The sequence below is a fragment of the Agrococcus jejuensis genome, assembly GCF_900099705.1.
Classification (GTDB): Bacteria; Actinomycetota; Actinomycetes; order Actinomycetales; family Microbacteriaceae; genus Agrococcus; species Agrococcus jejuensis.
In genome coordinates, this window is sequence record NZ_LT629695.1 from 1,078,536 (window position 1) to 1,097,811 (window position 19,276).

15 protein-coding genes are annotated in these 19,276 nt (G+C 73.2%); all 15 read right to left on the bottom strand.

Annotation, left to right across the window (positions count from 1 at the left end; genetic code table 11):
• Positions 1–31: 31 nt before the first annotated feature.
• The 15 genes from BLQ67_RS05165 to BLQ67_RS05235 all read right to left on the bottom strand — a co-directional run bounded on the left by BLQ67_RS05165 (position 32) and on the right by BLQ67_RS05235 (position 19,251).
• On the bottom strand, positions 32–319 hold the full coding sequence (locus tag BLQ67_RS05165; RefSeq protein WP_092503067.1) for a WXG100 family type VII secretion target: 288 nt from the start codon (positions 317–319) through the stop codon (positions 32–34).
• 102 nt (positions 320–421) lie between these two features.
• Complete coding sequence (locus BLQ67_RS05170; RefSeq protein WP_092503076.1) at positions 422–1,189, bottom strand: hypothetical protein; 768 nt, start codon at positions 1,187–1,189, stop codon at positions 422–424.
• Positions 1,186–1,809, bottom strand: a complete 624-nt coding sequence (locus BLQ67_RS05175) for a hypothetical protein (RefSeq protein WP_157674679.1) — start codon at positions 1,807–1,809, stop codon at positions 1,186–1,188. The genes BLQ67_RS05170 and BLQ67_RS05175 overlap by 4 nt, the downstream gene beginning before the upstream one ends.
• Positions 1,806–2,420 carry a hypothetical protein gene (locus BLQ67_RS05180; RefSeq protein ID WP_092503080.1) on the bottom strand — a complete coding sequence of 205 codons (615 nt, stop codon included), beginning with the start codon at positions 2,418–2,420 and terminating at the stop codon, positions 1,806–1,808. Before BLQ67_RS05180 ends, BLQ67_RS05175 begins: the two co-directional genes overlap by 4 nt.
• 31 nt (positions 2,421–2,451) lie before the next feature.
• Entirely contained in the window at positions 2,452–3,636 is a 1,185-nt protein-coding gene (locus tag BLQ67_RS05185; RefSeq protein WP_092503082.1) for a hypothetical protein, read from the bottom strand.
• Positions 3,636–3,926 (bottom strand): hypothetical protein, encoded by a 291-nt coding sequence (locus BLQ67_RS05190; RefSeq protein WP_092503084.1) that lies wholly within the window; start codon positions 3,924–3,926, stop codon positions 3,636–3,638. Before BLQ67_RS05190 ends, BLQ67_RS05185 begins: the two co-directional genes overlap by 1 nt.
• A gap of 89 nt (positions 3,927–4,015) precedes the next feature.
• Complete coding sequence (locus tag BLQ67_RS05195; RefSeq protein WP_092503086.1) at positions 4,016–8,602, bottom strand: FtsK/SpoIIIE domain-containing protein; 4,587 nt, start codon at positions 8,600–8,602, stop codon at positions 4,016–4,018.
• The gene (locus BLQ67_RS05200; RefSeq protein WP_092503088.1) at positions 8,599–9,333 is read right to left on the bottom strand and encodes a hypothetical protein; all 735 of its coding nucleotides are present in this window, start codon (positions 9,331–9,333) and stop codon (positions 8,599–8,601) included. The genes BLQ67_RS05195 and BLQ67_RS05200 overlap by 4 nt, the downstream gene beginning before the upstream one ends.
• Positions 9,326–10,885 carry a serine/threonine-protein kinase gene (locus BLQ67_RS05205; protein WP_092503090.1) on the bottom strand — a complete coding sequence of 520 codons (1,560 nt, stop codon included), beginning with the start codon at positions 10,883–10,885 and terminating at the stop codon, positions 9,326–9,328. Before BLQ67_RS05205 ends, BLQ67_RS05200 begins: the two co-directional genes overlap by 8 nt.
• On the bottom strand, positions 10,882–12,153 hold the full coding sequence (locus tag BLQ67_RS05210) for an FHA domain-containing protein (RefSeq protein WP_092503092.1): 1,272 nt from the start codon (positions 12,151–12,153) through the stop codon (positions 10,882–10,884). Before BLQ67_RS05210 ends, BLQ67_RS05205 begins: the two co-directional genes overlap by 4 nt.
• Positions 12,153–12,986: a PP2C family protein-serine/threonine phosphatase gene (locus BLQ67_RS05215; protein ID WP_092503093.1), complete on the bottom strand. Its 834-nt coding sequence runs from the start codon at positions 12,984–12,986 to the stop codon at positions 12,153–12,155. Before BLQ67_RS05215 ends, BLQ67_RS05210 begins: the two co-directional genes overlap by 1 nt.
• A complete protein-coding gene (locus BLQ67_RS05220; protein WP_092503095.1) occupies positions 12,979–14,589 on the bottom strand; it encodes an RDD family protein in 1,611 nt (536 codons plus the stop codon). Before BLQ67_RS05220 ends, BLQ67_RS05215 begins: the two co-directional genes overlap by 8 nt.
• Positions 14,586–16,928 (bottom strand): transglutaminase domain-containing protein, encoded by a 2,343-nt coding sequence (locus tag BLQ67_RS05225; protein WP_092503097.1) that lies wholly within the window; start codon positions 16,926–16,928, stop codon positions 14,586–14,588. Before BLQ67_RS05225 ends, BLQ67_RS05220 begins: the two co-directional genes overlap by 4 nt.
• The gene (locus tag BLQ67_RS05230) at positions 16,925–18,280 is read right to left on the bottom strand and encodes a DUF58 domain-containing protein (protein ID WP_092503099.1); all 1,356 of its coding nucleotides are present in this window, start codon (positions 18,278–18,280) and stop codon (positions 16,925–16,927) included. Before BLQ67_RS05230 ends, BLQ67_RS05225 begins: the two co-directional genes overlap by 4 nt.
• Complete coding sequence (locus tag BLQ67_RS05235) at positions 18,280–19,251, bottom strand: AAA family ATPase (protein WP_092506784.1); 972 nt, start codon at positions 19,249–19,251, stop codon at positions 18,280–18,282. Before BLQ67_RS05235 ends, BLQ67_RS05230 begins: the two co-directional genes overlap by 1 nt.
• Positions 19,252–19,276: the final 25 nt, after the last annotated feature.

Below are 19,276 nucleotides of genomic sequence, written 5' to 3' on the forward strand. Positions count from 1 at the left end.
GGACCGGCCCCGTGCGGCGAAGGTCGCTGGATCAGCCGCCGGCGAGCTGCTCGTCGAGCTGCTGGATCGCCTGCATCATGCCCGTGAGCGCCTCGGACATGTCGCCGATGCCGTCGACCGCCGTCGTCAGGCCCGAGGTCAGCTCCTCGTAGCCCTCGCCGAACTTGCCCGACGCGTGCTGCGTCTTGAAGTCCTCGCCCAGCAGCGTGTCGACCTTGCCCTTGAGCTGCTCGAGCGTCTGCACGATGTCGTCACGGCCGTCGACGAGCGCCGCCGCGACCTGCTCCATCTCGCCATAGCTTGCACCGAAGTCGGTCATGGCACTTCCTTCCCTGAAGTCCGTGATGGCCCATCCGGACCATCTGCGGACAACGCTACGAAGCGCGACGCGACCTGTCGATGGGCACAACTGCCCATGCGGTCAGCGCGCGTCGGCCATCCAGCGTCCGAGCCGACCGAGCGGTGCCTGGGCGGCGGCCGCGGCGGCCCCCGGCGACACGACGCCCTGCATGCGCAGCCACGCGACGGCGTCGGCGCGATCGGCGAGCAGGCGGTCGCGTTCGGCGTCCGGCAGGGCCGCGACGAGCCGCTCGACGGTCACGTCGTCGGGCGCGCCGGTCGCGACGGTCGACGGGGCCGAGCGTCTCCGCGCGAGCCGCAGCACCACGAGGTGCGCGACGCACGCGAGCGGACCGAGCAGGGCGACCGCGAGCCATGCCTGCCAGGCGTCGACGCCCTGCCGCTCGCCCACGAGCCCGATGCCCACGACGACGAGCAGCGCGACGAGCCCGATGCCGATCGTCGCGCTCGTGCCGTCGCCCGACGTGCCCCGGCGAGCGGCACGCACGGCGAGCACCGCCTGCACGAGCGCCGTGACGACCATCGACGCCGCCGCGACCGGCACCGCCGTCGCGCCGTCGACCGGGTCGATGCCGAGCGGGTCGCCGATGATCGCCGCCGCGCCCCACAGCGGCGCCCACACGACCGCGAGCCCCACGATCACGACGGCCACGACGGCGATGCCGAAGCCCACGCGCCAGCCCCTGCCGCCCATCGCGACGGCGCGACCGGCCGCGCCGAGCGCGCGCAGGATGCTCGGATGCTCGTGCAGCACGTGCGCCTCGAGCTCGTCCCAGTCGGGGCGCGCGCCGCGCGGCAGCGAGCGCACCCACTCGGCGGCGCTCGTCACGCGCGCACCGTCCACTCCTCGCCGCCGTGCGAGAGCCCGGGATCGCCGAGGTCGGCGCCCTGCCACGGCTCGCCGCCGATCGCGAGCGCCAGGTCGCGCGCGAGCACGCGCACGTCGTCGAGCAGCGCCGGCAGCAGCATCGCGAGCGTCGGCTCGAGGGTCACGACCACGAGCACGCGCTCGTCGGCGAACGCCGCCTGCCAGCCCATGATCGCGACGTCGTCGACCTCCTGCGAGTGGAACCACTCCCAGCCCACGCCCATGCGCGCCTCGCCGAGCGCCGTCACGACGTCACCGTCGTGTCCGAGCAGCTCCGCACGCACGGCGTCGACGCCCGGCGACTCGTGCACCGACACCCGCACGACGCCCGCGACGGGCACCGCCTCGGGCCACAGCTGCAGCACGAGCACGTCCTCTGGCTGCACGAGCTCCGTCGCCCGCTCGACCACGGCGGGCACGAGCACCTCGCCCGCCTCGCCCCAGTGCGCCGTCGCGGGACGGATGCGATCCGTCGCCTCCGCGATCCACGCAGCGCGTGCGGCGTCGTCCACGCCGAGCGGCACCTGCAGCACGCGGTCGCTCGACGCGTGCGCCTCGACGACGACGTCGAGCGTCGTCATGCGCTCGCCCCCGCGGGGCGGCGCCATCGCAGGGTCGCGACCATCGCATCCATGAGGAACCGCGTGGCGACGAGCAGCGGCTCGTCGTCGGGCACGTCGACGGGATGCGGCATGACGGCCGTGAGCACGAGCATGCGCGAGCGGTTCGTGCGCGGCACGGGCGTCAGGTAGTGCACGGTCGTGATGCCGAGGCGCTGGCCGTCCTGCACCGTCTCATCGCGCGCCTCGCGGCGCACGAAGCGCCGGTCGTCGCCGAGCGGCGTGCCGCCGTCGGCGATGAGGCCCGCGACGGCGGCGTCGAGGCCCTCGCCGCCGCTCCCCGACCGGAACGCTGCGCTGAGGCTCGCGGGCACGTAGCCCTCGACGTCGCCGATCGGCAGGATCACCGCCGCGCCGCCCGCGCGCTGCAGCTGCTCGAACGCCTCGAGCAGCGACTGGCGCATGCGGGCGTACAGCTCGGGCCGATGCGCGCGCATGAGCCGCTCGCGAGCCTGCTGCAGCAGGGCGTCGCGCGAGTCGTCGGAGGCATCCATCCGCACCCACCCGTCGGGCAGCTGCAGCACGAACTCGGGATCGGAGGCGCCGAGCTCGGCGCGGAGCGACGACATCACGCCTCGACCCTACCGATCGAGTGCCGAGCCATCAGTTGAAGAGCCGTGCGTAGAGGCCCTCGCCGGTGCCGAGCCCGAGGCCGGTGTTGAGTCGGCCGAGCATCGTCATCTGCGTCGACATGAAGATGTCGAGGCCCTGCATGCTTCCGAGCTTGCCCATGTCCTTGCCCGTGTGCAGGCGCGCCATGATGTCGACGAACCGGCCCTCGGTGCCGTGGTTGCGGGCGAAGTGCGAGAACGAGTTGCGCAGGCCCTGCGACATCGACCCCGTGTGGCGGAACGCCGCCTTGCCCGAGCCGAGCACGACCGACATCTCGGTGCGGATCGCCGACCGCCCGGGACCCGTGAGCAGGCCGCCGGCCACGTCGTCCATGAACTTCATCGAGCCGAGCTTCGACAGGCTGCCGAAGGGTATGACGCCGATCGCGGCGCCGATCACGTCGCCCCAGCCCGCATCGCCGCGGCTCTTCTGGTAGAGCGTGAGCACGAGCGTCGCGATCGCCACGACCGCCGCGAGGGCGCCGATGATCGGGCCGCCGATGACGAGCGCCGCGACCATGAGCACGACGCCCGCCCACTTCAGCACCGTCAGGGCACCCGCGACGAAGCCGTCGAGGTCGTCCCAGCGGGAGTCCTTGATCTTGCCGGCGAGCGCGGTGCCGATGTCGTCGGCCGCCTGCTCGAACGCCGTCTCCCACGTGTCGTAGTCGTCGTCGAACAGGTCGGCCTCGGCGAGCCAGGCGTCGTACGCCTCCTGCTTCGCGTCGTCCTCGGCCTGCTGGCTCTTCGCCTCGTCGCTGCCCTCGTCGGGCTGCAGGAAGCCGCCCACGCCGCGACCGTCCTTGTCGCCGGGCAGGTCCTCGTACGTCTGCCAGAGGGTCTCGCAGTTCGTGACGTGGTCGTTGAGGCCCTCCTGCACCTGCGAGAGCGCGAAGCCGTAGCGCCACACGACGGGACCCGTGGGCGTGTACAGCTCTCCGGCCTCCTTCAGCGTGCCGTGCGAGCTGCCGACGCCCTCGATGAGCTTCTCGACCGCCTTGCCCTTGAGGCCGTGGGTGCCGTCGGCGAGCGACTGCAGCACCGCGGCGCTGTCGGTCATCGTCTCGCCGAGCTGCCGGATCTCGGTGCCGCGCTGCATGATGCGCCCCGGCCGACCCTCGAGCCGCTCGATCTCGCGGTCGTCGCGCGACCGCTCCATGCCGCCGAACCAGCCCATCAGCCCTCCATGCCCTTCGCCGTCTCGACGTCCCAGTCGGTGAAGCCGTCGAGCACGCCCTGCACGTGCTCCTGCACCTTCTTGAGGTCGTCGCGCAGCTCGTCGCGCTTGTCGTCCCAGCGATCCTCGAAGTCCTCGACGGCCTCGCGCAGCCGGTCGCGGCCGAACGGGTCGCCGATCGCCTCCTCGAGGCGGTCGGCGCGACCCTCGGCGGCGTCGAACTCGCCGACGATCGTCACGAGGTACTCGTTCAGCGTGCGCAGGTCCTCGAACTTCACGAGCACGTCCATGCGAGCCTCCTAGCAGCCTGATGGGGAACGACCTCCACGCTAGGAGGCGCCGCTGGACGACGCCATGGGGAGGACTCCCCATGGCGTCGTCACGCGGGAGGCAGGACCGTCGCCTCGCTCACGAGCTCGTCGGCGGCGCCGGCGGGCACCGCGACGCGACCGAGCGGCACGGGCGCCGTCGCCGTCTGCACCAGCGGCATCTGCATCGTGACCGCACGGCCCGACTGCACGAAGATCCCTCGGCCCACGGGGAAGTCGACGCGCTTGACCTTCGGGAAGGGCACCTTGAACACCGAGTCGCCGTCGAACGAGTCGGGCTTGAGGATGATGCCCTTGCGGCCCGCCTTGAAGTCGCCGATGAACCCGAAGCCGCTCGTGACCTGCGCCACGTCGACGTCGCCGACGAGGAAGTGGTCGGAGCGGTTCACGGCCTGCATGAGCTCCTTGAGCTTGCGCTCGGCGTCGGAGTCGGCGAACTGCGGCACGTTCTCCATCACGATCATGATGCGACCGGGGATCGTCTCGTCCTTCACGATGTCGACGAGCTCGGTCGCGAGCGCCTTCGCGTCGTCGACCGTCACGGCGCTGCGCACCCACGGCGCGTAGTCCTTCAGCACCGTGCGGCGGCCGGCGAAGTGGAACAGGCGCACGTCGGGGTCGTAGCGCAGCATGCTGTTGACGATCGCCTTCATGGCGTTCGTCTTGCCCGACTCCGGCGGTCCGGCGACGATGAACGTGCCGATCGGGTCGAACTCGCGCGGCGCGAGCGTGTCCTCGGCGACGCCCAGCACGGGGAAGTCCTTGATGCGGGCAGGCAGCTTGTCCTCCGACAGCCGCGTCGGCAGCGCGCCGATCTCCTCGACCTCGCGCGCCCCCTGCCTGCGCAGCTCCTCGGCCAGCTGCCCCATGAGCTTCGACTGCTCGGCGACGTTCGGCGTGCCGCCGAGCACGGCGATCTGCGTCTCGAAGCCGTCGACGATCGCGCGGCCGGGCGCCGACTGCTCGTCGAGCACGTCGCGCGCGACGCCCACCATGACGTACGCGTTCTCGTCGGCGAGGCGCAGCACGACGCGGCGCGACACGTTCGACGAGACGCCCGTCGGCACGGCGCCCGAGCGGTCGGCCGTGAAGATGGCGTGCACGCCCAGCGGGCGACCCTCGCCGAGGATCCGCATGAAGACGGCGTAGAACGGCGCCCGCGCGCTCGTCATGTCCCACTCCGACTTGAACTGCGGGAAGTTGTCGATGAGCACGAGGATGCGCGGCATCCGCTCGCCCGTGATCTCGCGGAACTCGGAGATGTCGGAGGCGTTGGCATCCGAGAAGCGGCGACCGCGCTCGTCGAGCAGCATGCCGAGCGAGCGCAGCAGGCGCTGCACGCGCTCCGCGTCGTCGCCCGAGATGACCGATCCGACGTGCGGCAGCACCTCGAGCGAGCGCAGGGCGCCCGAGGCGAAGTCGAGGCCGTAGACCTCGACGTCGTTCTCGGGACGCATGCCCGCGCCGATGCCGACGGTGCGCAGCACGCTCGACTTGCCGGCGCCCGACGTGCCGTAGACGAGCAGCGAGCCGTCGCGGTCGGGCAGGAAGTACATCGACTCCTGCATCTGCCGCTCGGGGATGTCGGCCTTGCCGAGCAGGATGCGCCGGTCGTCGTGGATCGGCAGGTCGCGCATGTCGACCGTGCGCTCGAGGTCGTCGAGCCACGGGCGACGCGGCGCGGGGATGCCCGCCTCCCCCACGGCGTCGATGAGCGTGCGCACGATGCGCTTCTGGTCGTTGGGACCGGGGTCCACGTCCTCGTCGACCTCGACCTGCTGCTCGCGCTCCCACCGCACGAGCGAGCCGAAGCGCAGCTCGGCGACCTGCACGTCGGCGGTCTGCACGACGTCCTCCTCGGTCCAGCCGCCCGCGTACGCCGACTGGAACGGCACGAGGCGACCGGGACCGGTCTTCGCGATGCCGCGGCCGGGGATCGACGGGTCGAACGTGCCGGCGACCGGGTCGTCGACGACGTCCTTCGAGTCGGACTCGTCGGCCATGCGCAGCGCGACGCGCAGGTTGGTGTTGGCGCGCAGGTTGTCCTTGATGACGCCCGCGGGGCGCTGCGTGGCCATGATGAGGTGGATGCCGAGCGAACGACCGCGCTGGGCGATGTCGACGACGCCGTCCACGAACTCGGGCACCTCGCCCGCGAGCGCCGCGAACTCGTCGATCACGAGCACGAGCGCGGGCGGGCAGTCGGGGTCGCGTCGCTTCTCGAGCTCGAGCAGGTCCTTGACCTTCTTGCGGTTGAAGAGGTGCTCACGGTGGTGCAGCTCGGCGCGGAGGCTCGTGAGCGCGCGGCGCACGAGGTGCGGCGACAGGTCGGTGACGAGGCCGACGCAGTGCGGCAGCTCGACGCAGTCGGCGAACGCGGATCCGCCCTTGTAGTCGACGAAGAGGAACGTGACGCGGTCGGGGCTGTGGGCGGCGGCCATGCCGAGCACCCACGCCTGCAGGAACTCCGACTTGCCGGCACCCGTCGTGCCACCCACGAGGGCGTGCGGGCCCTGCGTGCGCAGGTCGAGCGTCATGGCGTCGGTCGCGCCCTGGCCCATGACGGCGCGCAGGTTGCCCGCCTTCTTCATGCGCGGCTGCTGCGCGCCCGAGCGGTCGATGATCGTGTTGTTCTGGCGCCAGCGCTCGACGACCGCCGAGGGCTCCTTGGCGATCTCGTGGCCCGTGAGCGTCAGCAGGTTCACCGAGTTGGGGATGTCGGAGGAGTCTTCGATCACGGTCGACGAGTCGACGACGGGCGCGAGGCGCTTCGCGAGCATGTGCATGTACTCGTTCGACACGCCCTCGACGACGACGTCGCGGTACGTGACGCCCGACCGCACCGTGCCGACCTGCGCGGATGCGAGTCCGTCGGTGACGTCGATGAACGTGCGGCACGCGGCGGGCAGCGACTCGACCGTGGGCGCGACGAACAGCGTGTAGACGCCGACGTCGGGGCCGCGCTCGAGGATCTGCGTGAGGCGCGGGCGGTCGACGGGGGCGTCGTTCGTGACGATGAGCACGATGGCGGTGCCGCCCGCGTACTTCGACTCCTTCGACGCGCGCTCGACGTCGGTGCCGAAGTCCATCGGATCCCAGTCGTCCTTGTACGGCGCGCGCAGGTCGGCGTCGGTCTTCTTCGACCGCCGCATGATGTGCTCCTCGATCGCCGAGAGCAGCGCCTGCCCCGTCGGCGCCGAGTCGGCGAGCGGCATGTCCTTGAACGGGTTCTTCTCGCTCGTCGTGTGCGGCAGCCACTTGAGCCACTCGAGCTCCTCGACCCAGTCGGGGTCGGCGAGCGCCACCGAGACGACGTCGTTCGGGGCGTGGAGGCCGAAGAGCTGCACGCCGAGCCCGCGCATCGCGTCGCTCGCCGCCGCCTTCGGGCCGGCGACGCCGAGCGAGCCCGTCGACAGCAGCGTCTCGAAGACGGGCACGTCGCTGATGGTCGCGTACCGCTCCTCGAGCGCGTCGACGCGCTCGACGTACTCGGGCAGGCCCTCCTGCACCTCGGCGCGCTTGATCTCGTTGCGGCTCTCGGTCGTGCACGTGCCCAGGCGCACGCCCAGGAAGCTCCAGTGCTCGGGGCGACGCGTCCACAGCATGGGCCCGAGGCGCATGGCGTGGTCGAAGACCTCGGCGACGGGCGGCGCCTCGAGGTTGCGCACGCGGCGCTCCTCGGGGATCGCGCGGTACAGCAGCTCCTCGAGGCGCTCGAACTGCTTCTCGAACGTCGCGGCCTCCGCCTTGATCTTCTGGCCGAGCTGCGTGCGCTGCGAGATGAAGTTGCCCGCGAGCATGAGCGGGGTCATGAACGCGACGATGAGCGAGCGCGCGCGGCCCGTCATGGCGAAGAGCGTGGAGGCGAGGATGATCGGCGCGATGAGCATGGGCCACGGGAACATCCGCGACGACGGCTCCTTGGGCATGCGCGGCTCGTCCCACGCCTCGCCCGAGTAGCGCTCCTCGACGCGCGGGCTGCGGTTGAACATGAGCGAGCCGCCGCGCTCGAGCACGGGGTCGGCGCCGCCGGCGTCGAAGCTGCCCGCGAGCTGCACCTCGAGCACCGACTCGCCGAGCGTGAACGGCTGGCCGGGGATGACGCGCAGTCGCGTGACGAGCTGGCCGTCGACGAGCACGCCGTTGGCCGAGTTGAGGTCGACGACCTCGATGTGCGCGCCGACCTCGATGCGCGCGTGCCGCTTCGACACCTGGCGGTCGCCCACGACGACGTCGCACGACGGGTCGCGGCCGATGGTGTGCTGGCCGGCGGCGAGCTGCACCTCGAGGCCCGCGGCGGGGCCGCCGACGACGCGCAGCACCGCGAGCGCGGGGCCGCCCGCGTTGGCGGCGCGCTGGCCGCGGCGCTGGCCCAGCGGCATGACGGCGGCGTTGAAGCCCGAGCCGATCGCCGCCTCGCCGATGAGCGCGTCGGGGTCGAGCGGCTCGAGGCGCGGGCTCGTGGGCGGCGCGACCGCGAGCGTCACGACCTGCTCCTCGCCGATCGCGATGCCGCCCGCGGGGTCGGCGTCGGCGATCTGCCTCGCGACGTCCTCGACCGTCGCGGTCGAGTCGGCGGTCACGACGATGTCGCGCGGCGCGGCGCCGTCCTTGTGGAGCGTGAGCTTGACCTTCATGCGTCGCCTCCGTCGTCGTCCGCGCCGCGCAGCGCCTCGTCGTCGAGCAGCCCGAGGTCGGCGCGCGTGACGAGCTGCGACGACACCGCGTACTCCACGAGCCGCGCTCGACGGTTGCTCGCGAGCTTGCCCGCGCCGCCGCGCAGGCCCTGCACGCCCATGCGGTCGAGCTTGTCGCACACGTTGTCGAGCTTGCGGTTGAACCGCGACATCGACCATCCGAGCCGCTCGGCGGCCTTCGTGCTCGTGGGCAGCTCGCTCACGCCGACGCCCTCGCGGCGCAGCATCGGCTCGGCGAGCGCCACGATGAGCGCCTTCTGCAGCGCCGTGAGCTGCGACGGCATGACCGTGGCGTCGCCGACGCCCGCCGAGGCGCCGCTCGCGGCCATCGCGAACGGGGCCGTCGTCGTGTGCACGCCGATCTCGTACGTCGTCGGACCCGCCGTGAACACCACGACGCACTCGGCGAAGACGAGCGGCAGGCTCGCGCCCGGCGACAGCCACGACTGCACGGCGCCGCCGGCGCTCGAGAGCGTCGCCGACAGTCGCGTGCCCACGTTCGTGAGCCACCACAGGCCGTCGCGGTGCGCGATCTCGAGGAACGCGCGGTGCAGGTACGGGTTGTCGTCGACGGCGAGGTCGCCCTCACGGCCGATCGTGAACGGGCGGTCGACCTCGGGGTCGAACCACTCGCCGGCGAACTCGACGCGGATCACGGTGGGTTCAGGCATCGATGCAGAACTCCTCGTAGGCGGATTGCTGACCCGTCGTGCGCTGGATCGCGACGGAGAGGCACGTCTGGCCGTCGGGGTCGATGGGGATCGACAGCTCGGGCAGCACGGGGGTCTCGCGGATGGGGTCGCCCTCCGAGGGGTCGGAGCGCACGATGAAGACGTCGCCGTCGACGGGCGAGGGGTTCGCCCACGTGAAGCGCACCTCGTCGCCCTCGACGGTCGCGGTCATCGCGATGGGCTTCGAGGGTGCGTTGGGCTGGGGCGCCGCGATGGTCGTCTCGGGCCCCGGCTGCGACGAGCCGTTGCCAGAGGTCACGACGAGCCAGATGCCGACGCCGACGACGATCGCGAGGACGCCGGCGGCGATCGTGGCGACGATCGGCGTGCGCGAGCGCTTGCGCCGCACGGCCTGCGCCTGCTCCGACGCGACGCCCCACGGCGATCCGGCCTCGGCGGCGACGGGCAGCTCGCCAGGCCGCGGGATCGCGGGCCCGGCGGGCGCGCGCACGACGGTCGCATCGGAGACGATCTGCGTCGCGGCGGCGTAGCTCGGCATGGCCGGCGCCGGGCTCGACGTCGCGAGCCGCGGGCCGTCGCCGACGTGCGGGTCGATCTCGACGACGCCGCGGATGCGCGTCGCGCCGCCGTCCTGGTCGTCGACGGCGTCGACCGGCAGGGAGTCGTCGAGCACGTCCATCTGCGTGACCGACAGGCTCATCTCGGCCTCGACCTGCTGCAGCGCGCGACCGAGCGCCTGCGCGCTCGAGTAGCGGCGGCGCGGGTCGACCTCCATCGACGAGCGCAGCACCGCCTCGAGCGACGCGGGCACGTCGGAGCGCGCGAGCGGCGCGACGTCGCCGCGCTCGATGCGGGCGATGACGTCGAGGCTCGAGTTCGAGCCGCCGGGCAGCTCGAACGGCGAGCGGCCGGCGAGCAGCGTGTAGAGCGTCGCGCCGAGGGCGAAGACGTCGGACTCGCGGCCGCTCCACGGCTGCGCCGCGAACGCCTCGGGCGGCGACCACGGGATCGACATGCCCGTCGACGCATCCGCCTCGCCCGTCGTCGTCGCGATGCCGAAGTCGGTGAGCGCGGGCCGGTTGTAGGCCGTGACGAGGATGTTCGCGGGCTTGATGTCGCGGTGCAGCACGCCTGCGCGGTGGGCGGTCTCGACGGCACCGGCGATCTGCACGCCGAGCGCGAGCACCTCGGCGACCGAGAAGCGGTCGCTGCGGTAGCGCACGCCGAGGTTGGGGCGCGGGCAGTACTCCATCACGAGGTACGGCCGGCCGTCGTCGGAGACCGCGGCGCCGTAGATCGTGACGATCGACGGATGCGACGACAGCTGGGCCATGACGTTGGCCTCGCGCCGGAAGTGCTCGACGACGTCGGTGTCGACGGCCTCCGACAGCAGCACCTTCACGGCGACGGGCCGCGACGGCAGCACCTGCTCGTAGAGGAACACGTCGGCGAAGCCGCCGGAGCCGAGCAGCCGGCGATGCTCGTAGCCGGGCAGCAGCGGCGGCGGCGCGGGCGCGCGCTTGGGGCTCACGACGCACCCGCCGTCCTGGCGCGCTCGACGCGCACGATCACGCCGTCGCCGAGGTCGAGGCGGTCGCCGAACGCGACGAGCTGCGGCGCGTCGGCGCGCAGCCGCATCGGTGCCGCGCCCTCGCGCAGCAGCACGGTGCCGTTCGTCGACTCGAGGTCGATCGCGAGCACGTTCCAGTCCTCGCAGCGCACCTCGAGGTGGCTGCGCGAGATGTCCTCGCTCGGCGAGTGCACCGTCACGAGTCGCGGCACGCGGCCGTCCTCGATGCGGCGGCTGCGCGGTCGCCTGCCGAGCACGACGCCGCGGCCGAGCGGCACGCGCTCGCCGTTGGGCAGCACGAGCTCGGCGAACTCGGGGCGCGAGCGCTGGTCGGCAGAGCCCGTCGCGATCGGGGCGCCGCACGCGCAGCTCGTCGCGCCCGGCGGGTTCACGTGGCCCTCGGCGCACAGCGTCGAGAGCACGACGGGGCCCGTGGCGGGGCCGAGCACCGGAGCGGCGGCCTGCGGCTGCTGCTCGCGAGCCGCGGCGGCGAGCGCGCGCGCAGCGTCGCCCGTGATCGTCATGCCGTCGTGGTCGCCCATCGGCAGCTCGTCGGGCACCTCGACGACGGTCGCGGGACGGATGAAGCCGGGCACGGAGTCGATGAGGCCGACGATGGGCTCGGGAGCGGGTGCCGGGGTGGATGCGGGGGCGGGCTCGGGTGCGAGCTCGGGCTCCGGGGTCGGCTCGGGCTCCGGCTCGGGAGCGACCTCCGCCACCGGCTCGGGCTCCACCGCAGGCGCCTCCTCGGCGACCGGCGCCTGCGCGCTCGGCGCCTCGGGCGCATCCTCGACCGGCGCGACCGCGTGCAGCGGCACGATGGCGCCCACGACCTCGGCGTCGTCGGCCGACGCATCCACGAGCTCCACGCGCACGGCGCTCGCGCGCACGACGCCGCCCTCGAGCGGCATGGCCTCGTCGAGCGCGCCGACGGCGCCGAACGCGACCGTCGCGCCCACGGGCAGCAGGTCGCTGCCCCACGCCTCGCCGCCGCGCTCGGGCAGCGGCACGTCGGCGACGGCGGGGACGCCGCGCCTGCGCCACAGCAACCAGCCGTCGACGACGGGCTCGAGCACCGCGAGCGCCAGCGGCTCGTCGCGCAGGCCCGCCGGCGTCATCACGGCGTGGATCGCGGTCGCCGTGGGGGCGTCGAGGCCGCGATCGAGCACGACGAGCAGGCCGCCGTGCACGATGCACCACGCGTCGCCGGAGACGTAGGCCGTGCGCATCAGCGTCGCCCTCCCGTCGGGCGCGTGTCCTCGTCGAGGCCGCCGCGGTGGGTGTCCTCGAGCTCCCAGTCGCCCGTGACCTCGTCGACGTCGACGACGACGACCGTCACATTGTCGCGCCCGCCGGCGTGCAGCGCACGCGCCACGAGCGACGCCGCGGCGTCGGCGGGCGAGGGCGTCGCGCGCAGGAGGCCGGCGATCTCGTGGTCGTCGAGCTCGCTCGAGAGGCCATCGGAGCACACGAGCAGCCGCTGGCCGCGCTCGGCGGGCAGCAGCCACGAGTCGGGCGCGTGCTCCTCGCCGGCGCCGATCGCGCGCGTGATGACGTGGCGCTGCGGATGCGTGCGCGCAGCGTCGCGCTCGACGGCTCCCGCATCCACGAGCTCCTGCACGACCGAGTGGTCGACGCTCACCTGCTGCAGCTCGCCGCGGTCGAGCAGGTACGTGCGCGAGTCGCCGACGTTGAGCACGTACCAGTGGGCGGCGCCGCCGACGTCGACCGCGACGGCGCCCGAGAGCGTCGTGCCGCCCGCGGCGCCGTGCCATGCCGCCTCGTGCCGCACGGCGCGGAAGGCGCGCTCGACGCTCTGCTCGACGCCCTCGACCGTCGCGAGCGCGCGGCCCTTGAGCGTGCGGAACGACTCGACCGCGAGCGCGCTCGCCACGTCGCCCGACGCCTGGCCGCCCATGCCGTCGGCGACGAGGAAGACGGGGAACGACGCGAAGACCGAGTCCTCGTTCATGGCCCGTGCGCCCTCGTGCGTCGCCGCCGCCCAGCGCAGCTGGATGGCTGCGTGCTCGAAGCGGTACTCGCCGACGTGCAGCTCAGCCACGTGAGATCACCGCCCGCCGGTCGCCGAGCAGCACGGTGTCGCCGACCTCGGCGCGCGTGGGCACGCCGCCCACGAGGCGCGTCTCCTTGCCGCCGTGCACGATCGCGGTGCCGTTCGTCGAGTGCCGGTCGATCACCTGGATCGTGCCGCCCTCGACGTCGATGGCGACGTGCGTCTTCGACACCGATCGCGTGTCGTCGGGGATGGGCACGAGCGTGCCGGCCTCGCCGGGCTGCAGCGTGGGGTTGCGGCCGATGAGCACGCGGCCGCCGAGCTGGATGCGGGCGCCGTCGTCGAGCTCGAGCACGAGCGCGCGGGGGCGCACGATGCGCGTGGCGCCGAGGTCCTCGTCGTCGTCGTCCGCATGGAGCTGGCTGGGCACGATCGTCGCGTCGGGTACCGAGGGGGCCGCGGGTGCCGGGGCTGCCGGGGGCTGCGCGACCGGAGCCTGCGCGACCGGAGCCTGCGCTGCCGGCGGCTGCGCGACGGGCGGCTGCGCGGGAGCGGGCTGCGGCACGGGCTGGGCGAGCGGCGGCGTGGGCGGCACGACCGGCGCCTGCGGCGCCTGCCACTGCTGCGGCGCGACGGGCGCCTGCTGCGGCACCTGCTGCGGCGCGACGGGCGACGCCGTGGGCACGCCGACCGACGGCTGCCCCGCCTGCGCGAGCTGCGGCGCGCTCGGCACGCCCGACGGCGTCGCGAACGGCGACGACGGCACGGGCGGCACGTCGGGCATGCCGCTGAGCTCGCCAGGGCGGTACGGCGCCGACGGCGTCGGCTGCTGCGGCGCCGGGGCCGACGGCTGCGCCGCCTGCGACGACGCGATGCCCACGGTCTGCTGCTCGCCCGGCGCGTGCGGCCGCGCGACGCCCAGCACGCCCGCGCTCACGCGCGCGCCCGGCTGGTACGCGACGGGCGCGCCGTGCTGCACGGGCGTCGCGAGCGACGGCAGCACCTGCTGCTCGGCGATGGGATCTGCGGAGACGGTCTTGCGCGCGATGCGCATGCGCTTGACGTCGTACGGGTCGAGGCCGTTCGTCGCGTCGACGAGCCACGTGCGTCCGACGAGGTCGAGCCATCCGCGGCGGCGGCCCGTGCGATCCATGAGCGGCGACGCGAGGAAGAGCGCGGGCCCCACGACGGGCACGATCGACGAGGCGTACAGCACGACGCCGCGCAGCAGCACGCGCCCGAAGCCGGGGCTCGCGAGCGTCGCGACGTTGACGGTGCGCAGTCCCGTGAGCGCCTTGCCCAGCGTGACGCCCTTGCGACCGTGCAGCACGAGCTGCACGATCGTGAACGCGAGCGTCAGCACGACCGACGCCGCCGTGAAGACGAGCGTCAGCACGAAGTCGGGGTGGTTGACGAACCCGTACCAGCTGACGGCGCCCGTGAGCAGGCTCACGATGCGCGGCGACGCCCCGATGACGAGCGGCAGCGCCAGCAGCGCGTACACGGCCGCGTCGACGAGCGTCGCGGCGATGCGGCGACCGATGGGCGCCGGCACGAGGCCGAGGCTCGCGGCGTACGCGGGGTCGGGGATGCCGTCCTCGTCGACGCCCTCGGGACGCGTGTCGCGCCCCTCGTCGATCGACCAGATCATCGGCCCCTCCGCTCCGCTCGGCGACGCAGGAACGACCGCACCGACACCATCCCGAGGATCCTCGTGCGTCGGCTCGCCTCCTGCCGCATGGCTGCCACGCTGCGGTCGACATCCTTCCAGAACGCGTCGATCTCGCCCTTGTGCGGCTCTCCGGGCCCGAAGACCCCGGCGTCGACGTACTCGCCGATCGCCGTCGCCCGCGACTTCGGGTACCGATCCTCGACGTCGGCGGCGACCTCGCGCCGCGTGACGCCGGCAGGCACCGGCAGACCGAGGTCGACGGCCTCGTCGACCACCTGATGCCAGCCGCCCGCGAGGCGTTCGCTCTCGGTCGCGGCCTCGAAGCGCCTGCGCCTGCGTCTCGCCTTCAGCAGGCCGATGACGATGAACGGGGATGCGAGCACGAGCAGCGCGAGCAGGATGCTGCCCGCGACGGCGAGCACGACGAGCCACACGCTCGACGACTGCTCGTCCTCGTCGTCCTGCGCCTGGTCGGGCTGCGTGTTCGGCAGCAGCTCGGCGGGCTCCTCGGGCGGCTGCGGCGGCTGCAGCACCTGCGGCCGCGGATCGGGCTGCGGCTGCGGCTCGGGCTCGACCTGCGTGTTGTCCTCGGGCGGCGTGGGGTCGATCGGCACCCATCCGACGCCCTGGAACGACACCTCGACCCATGCGTGCATGTCGCCGCCCGTGAGCTCGACGGCCTCGCCGCCCTCATCGAAGCCTTCCTCGCCCGGGTACATGCCCATGACGACGCGCGCGGGCACGCCCGAGAAGTCGAGGGCGAGCGCGAAGGCGGCAGCGTACTGCTCGTCGTCGCCCAGCAGCGTCTCGGCGTCGAACATGTCGGTCAGCCGCCGGTAGCCGTGGCCCGAGAGGGAGGGTGCCTCGTCGTCGCCCACGCCGTGGCTGAAGGCGCCGTACGTCTGCATCTGGGTCGCCATCGCGACGATGTTGTCGAGCGCCGTGCGCTCCGTCGCGTGGGTCGACGCCCACGCGGTGATGAGCTCCGGCATCTCCGCCGGGTCGGGCATGTCGATCTCGGACGTGGGGATGCCGGCGAGGTCGGAGAGCTCGGGCACCTCGGGCACGATCGCGTCGACCGTGTACGTGTCGCCCGGTCCGAGGCCCGCCTCGGCGATGACATTGCCGGTCGAGCCGTTGTAGGCGAGCGACGACTGCAGCGCGACGGCGTCGTCGCCGCCGAAGTCGATGCGCTCGGCGTAGCCGACGCTCGGCACCCACACGCCCGTGTACTCGCCGACCTCGACCTGGATCGTCGTGGGCGTGCCGGGCTGCGACGTGCCGATCGCGTCGCCGACGCGCGAGAACGACCCCGATGCCGACGACTCCTGGCTGCCCGCGACGGCGTAGACGGTGCCGTCGTACCAGTCGAGCGTCGCGAGCCGCAGCCGCGACCCCTCCGGCATGCCCGAGACGGTGAGGAGCGTCGCCTCCTCGAAGTTCTTGTGCCAGCCGCGGAAGCCCACGAGGGGGCTCGGGTAGTCGGCGAGCTCGATGGGCGGCTCGACGTCGTCGCGCAGCACCTGGCGGTTCGTGAACGCGATCGGCAGGGCGGCGACGCTCGCGACGACCGCGGCCGCCGTCACCATGCCGACGCCGCCGATGAGGCGACGGCGCGCGAACGCCTTGCGGTTCGCGTCGTCGCGCGTGACCTCGACCTCCTCGGCGAGGTTGCGCCTCGCGGTCGCGCCGCGCCATGCGATCCACGCGATGGATGCGCAGGCCGTGACGACGCCGAGCACGATCGGCTGCGCGGCGATGCGCGTGCCGAACGCGATGCCGACGACGAGGGCGACGACGCCGGGCAGCATCGCCCACGCGGCGCCGCGCCGCAGGCGCAGCGCCAGCACCGTCGCGATCGCGCCGCACACGAGCATCGTGAGCATCGGCACGACGAGCAGGCTCGGGAATCCCTGCACGGGCGGCTGCGCCGTGAGCAGCGACCGCCACGAGATGAACGAGCCGAGCATGAGCTCGCGCAGCCCGTCGAGCGTGGGCAGGACGCCGCCGATCGTCGCGTGCCGCACCGCGAGGGCCGGGCCGACGACGACGTAGGCGACGACGATGCCCGCGACGGTCACGAGCCAGCCGCGCAGCGGTCGCAGCGACGTGACGACGCCCACGAGGATGCCGGCGAGCGCGCCGCCGACGCCGGCGATGAGGTAGTCGACGCCGCCGAAGACGGGCCCGAACGCGAGCGTCGCCATCGTGAGCACGACGAGCACGACGGCGCAGTCGATCGCCGCCTGCCACGGCGCGCGCGGCAGCAGCGGCTGGCGCGTGCGGGCGGCGGAGGGTGCGGGTGCGGGTGCGCTCACTGCTCGCTCACCGCCCTCACGATGCGCGGCAGGTCGGCGATCGACGGCAGCTGCGCGAGCGTGGCGCCGCCGAGCGGCTGCACGCGCGCCTTCGCGCCGTCGACGGCCTGGATGACGAGGATGCGCGCCTGCGATGGCAGCAGCGACGTCGCACGGCGCACGGTCGCGAGGTCGACGCCGCGGCCCGCGTGCAGCATGACGACGGAGGCACCGGGGTGCTCGCGGCCGATCTCGGCGGCGAGCCCGACGAGCCGGTCGTGCCGGGGGCTCCACGCGACGCCCGAGAGGCCGTCGAGCAGGCGCTTGCCGTTCGTGGCCGGCAGCGCGCGCCGCGACGTGCGCACGACGACGTCCATCTCGTCGCGGATCGCCTGCAGGCCGAGCGAGCCGAGCACCGAGATCGCCGTCTCGAACTCGTCGGGGTGTCCGTAGTCGTCGGGGTTGGTCGCGAGGCCGAGCGCGAGCACCGAGCGGCGCGTCTGCTCGAACTGGCGCACCATGAGCTGACCGGTGCGCGCCGACGACTTCCAGTGGATGTAGCGGCGGTCGTCGCCTGCGACGTAGTCGCGCAGCGCGTGGAACGCGATGTCGGAGTTCGTGAGGTCGCGGGTCGTGATGCCCTCGAGGTCGCGGATGAGGCCGGGCGTCGTCTCGTCGAGCTGCACGGTGCGCGGGTGCACGAAGAGCTCGACGGGGTCGGTCCAGCGCACCTGGCGACGCAGCAGGCCCAGCGGGTCGCCCTTGACCGATCGCACGGGGCCGACGCGCAGCACGGCGCGACGCGAGGTGGGGATGGCGAACACGTCCTCGTGCACGTCGCGCGGCTGCATGCGCGGCAGGTGGAAGGCGGCGACGGCCGAGCCGACCGGCACCTCGATCGTCGCGGGCATGAGCGGGCGCGAGGAGGCGGAGTGGATCTCGATGCGGCCGAGCGCGCGCTCTCCGACGACGACGCGCGTGTAGGCGAGGTCGAGCTCGATGCGGTACATCGTGCGACCGATGACGTAGGCGATGGCGATGGCGAGCAGCACGCCGCCCGCGATGGCGATGACGACGAGCTCGGTCCACTGCAGCGCGAGCCCCGCGATCAGGGCCACGATCGTGATGGCGAGCGCCACCCATCCGAACCTCGTGACGGGCGCGAGCACGGGCACGACGGCGCGCACCCCTCGGGCGACGCCCTTGCGGACCGCGCGCAGCGCCTCCGAGCCGAGGGCCGAGCGGATGCCCGCGCGGGCCGCGCCGAGCATCTGCCGCGGCGAGCGCGGCAGCGAGCGCCGTGCGCGCGGCGGCTCCTGCTGCTCCTCGGCCTCCGGCGCGGGTGCGCTCGGCGGCGGCACGACCTGGGACATCAGACGAGCGCCCGCTCCTGCGGCGCCGGCACGTCGGCGATGGCGCGCTCGACGACTCGCTCGCCCGTCACGCCCGAGAACTCGGACTCGGGGTCGAGCACGATGCGGTGGGCGAGCACGGGCTGCGCGAGCGACTTCACGTCGTCGGGCAGCACGTAGTTGCGACCGCGGCTCGCCGCCCACGCCTTCGCGGCGCGCGTGAGCGCCATGGCGCCGCGCACCGAGACGCCCAGGCGCGTGTCGGTGGAGTCGCGCGTGTGCTCGGTGAGCGCCGCCACGTAGTCGAGCACCGCGGCGTCGACGTGCGCGGTGGCGGCGAGGTCGATCATGTCGGCGACGACTGTCGTCGTGACGATGGGCTGCACGAGCGACGACGCGTTGCGCTGCGAGGCGCCCGCGAGGATCTGCACCGTCTGCGCACGGCCGGGGTAGCCGATCGACGTCTTCATGATGAAGCGGTCGAGCTGCGCCTCGGGCAGACGATAGGTGCCTGCCTGCTCGACGGGGTTCTGCGTCGCGATGACCATGAACGGTCGGCCGACCGGGTGCGGCTCGCCGTCGACGGTGACGCGGCCCTCCTCCATGACCTCCAGCAGCGCCGACTGCGTCTTCGGGCTCGCGCGGTTGATCTCGTCGGCGAGCACGATCTGGGCGAAGATCGGGCCCTTGTGGAACTCGAAGGCCTGCGTCTTCTGGTCGTAGACCGTGACGCCCGTGACGTCGGAGGGCAGCAGGTCGGGGGTGAACTGGATGCGGGCGTTCGAGCCCGCGACCGTCGCGGCCATCGACTTCGCGAGCTGCGTCTTGCCCGTGCCGGGCGCATCCTCGAGCAGCAGGTGGCCCTCGGAGAGCATCGCCGTGAACGCGAGGGCGATGACGTCCTCCTTGCCGAGCACGACGGCGCCCACGTTGTCGACGAGACGCTGGAACGTCTCCTGGAACCATGCCGCCTGCTCGCGGGTCATCGTCATCGCCATCGTGGTGTCTCCTCCATGA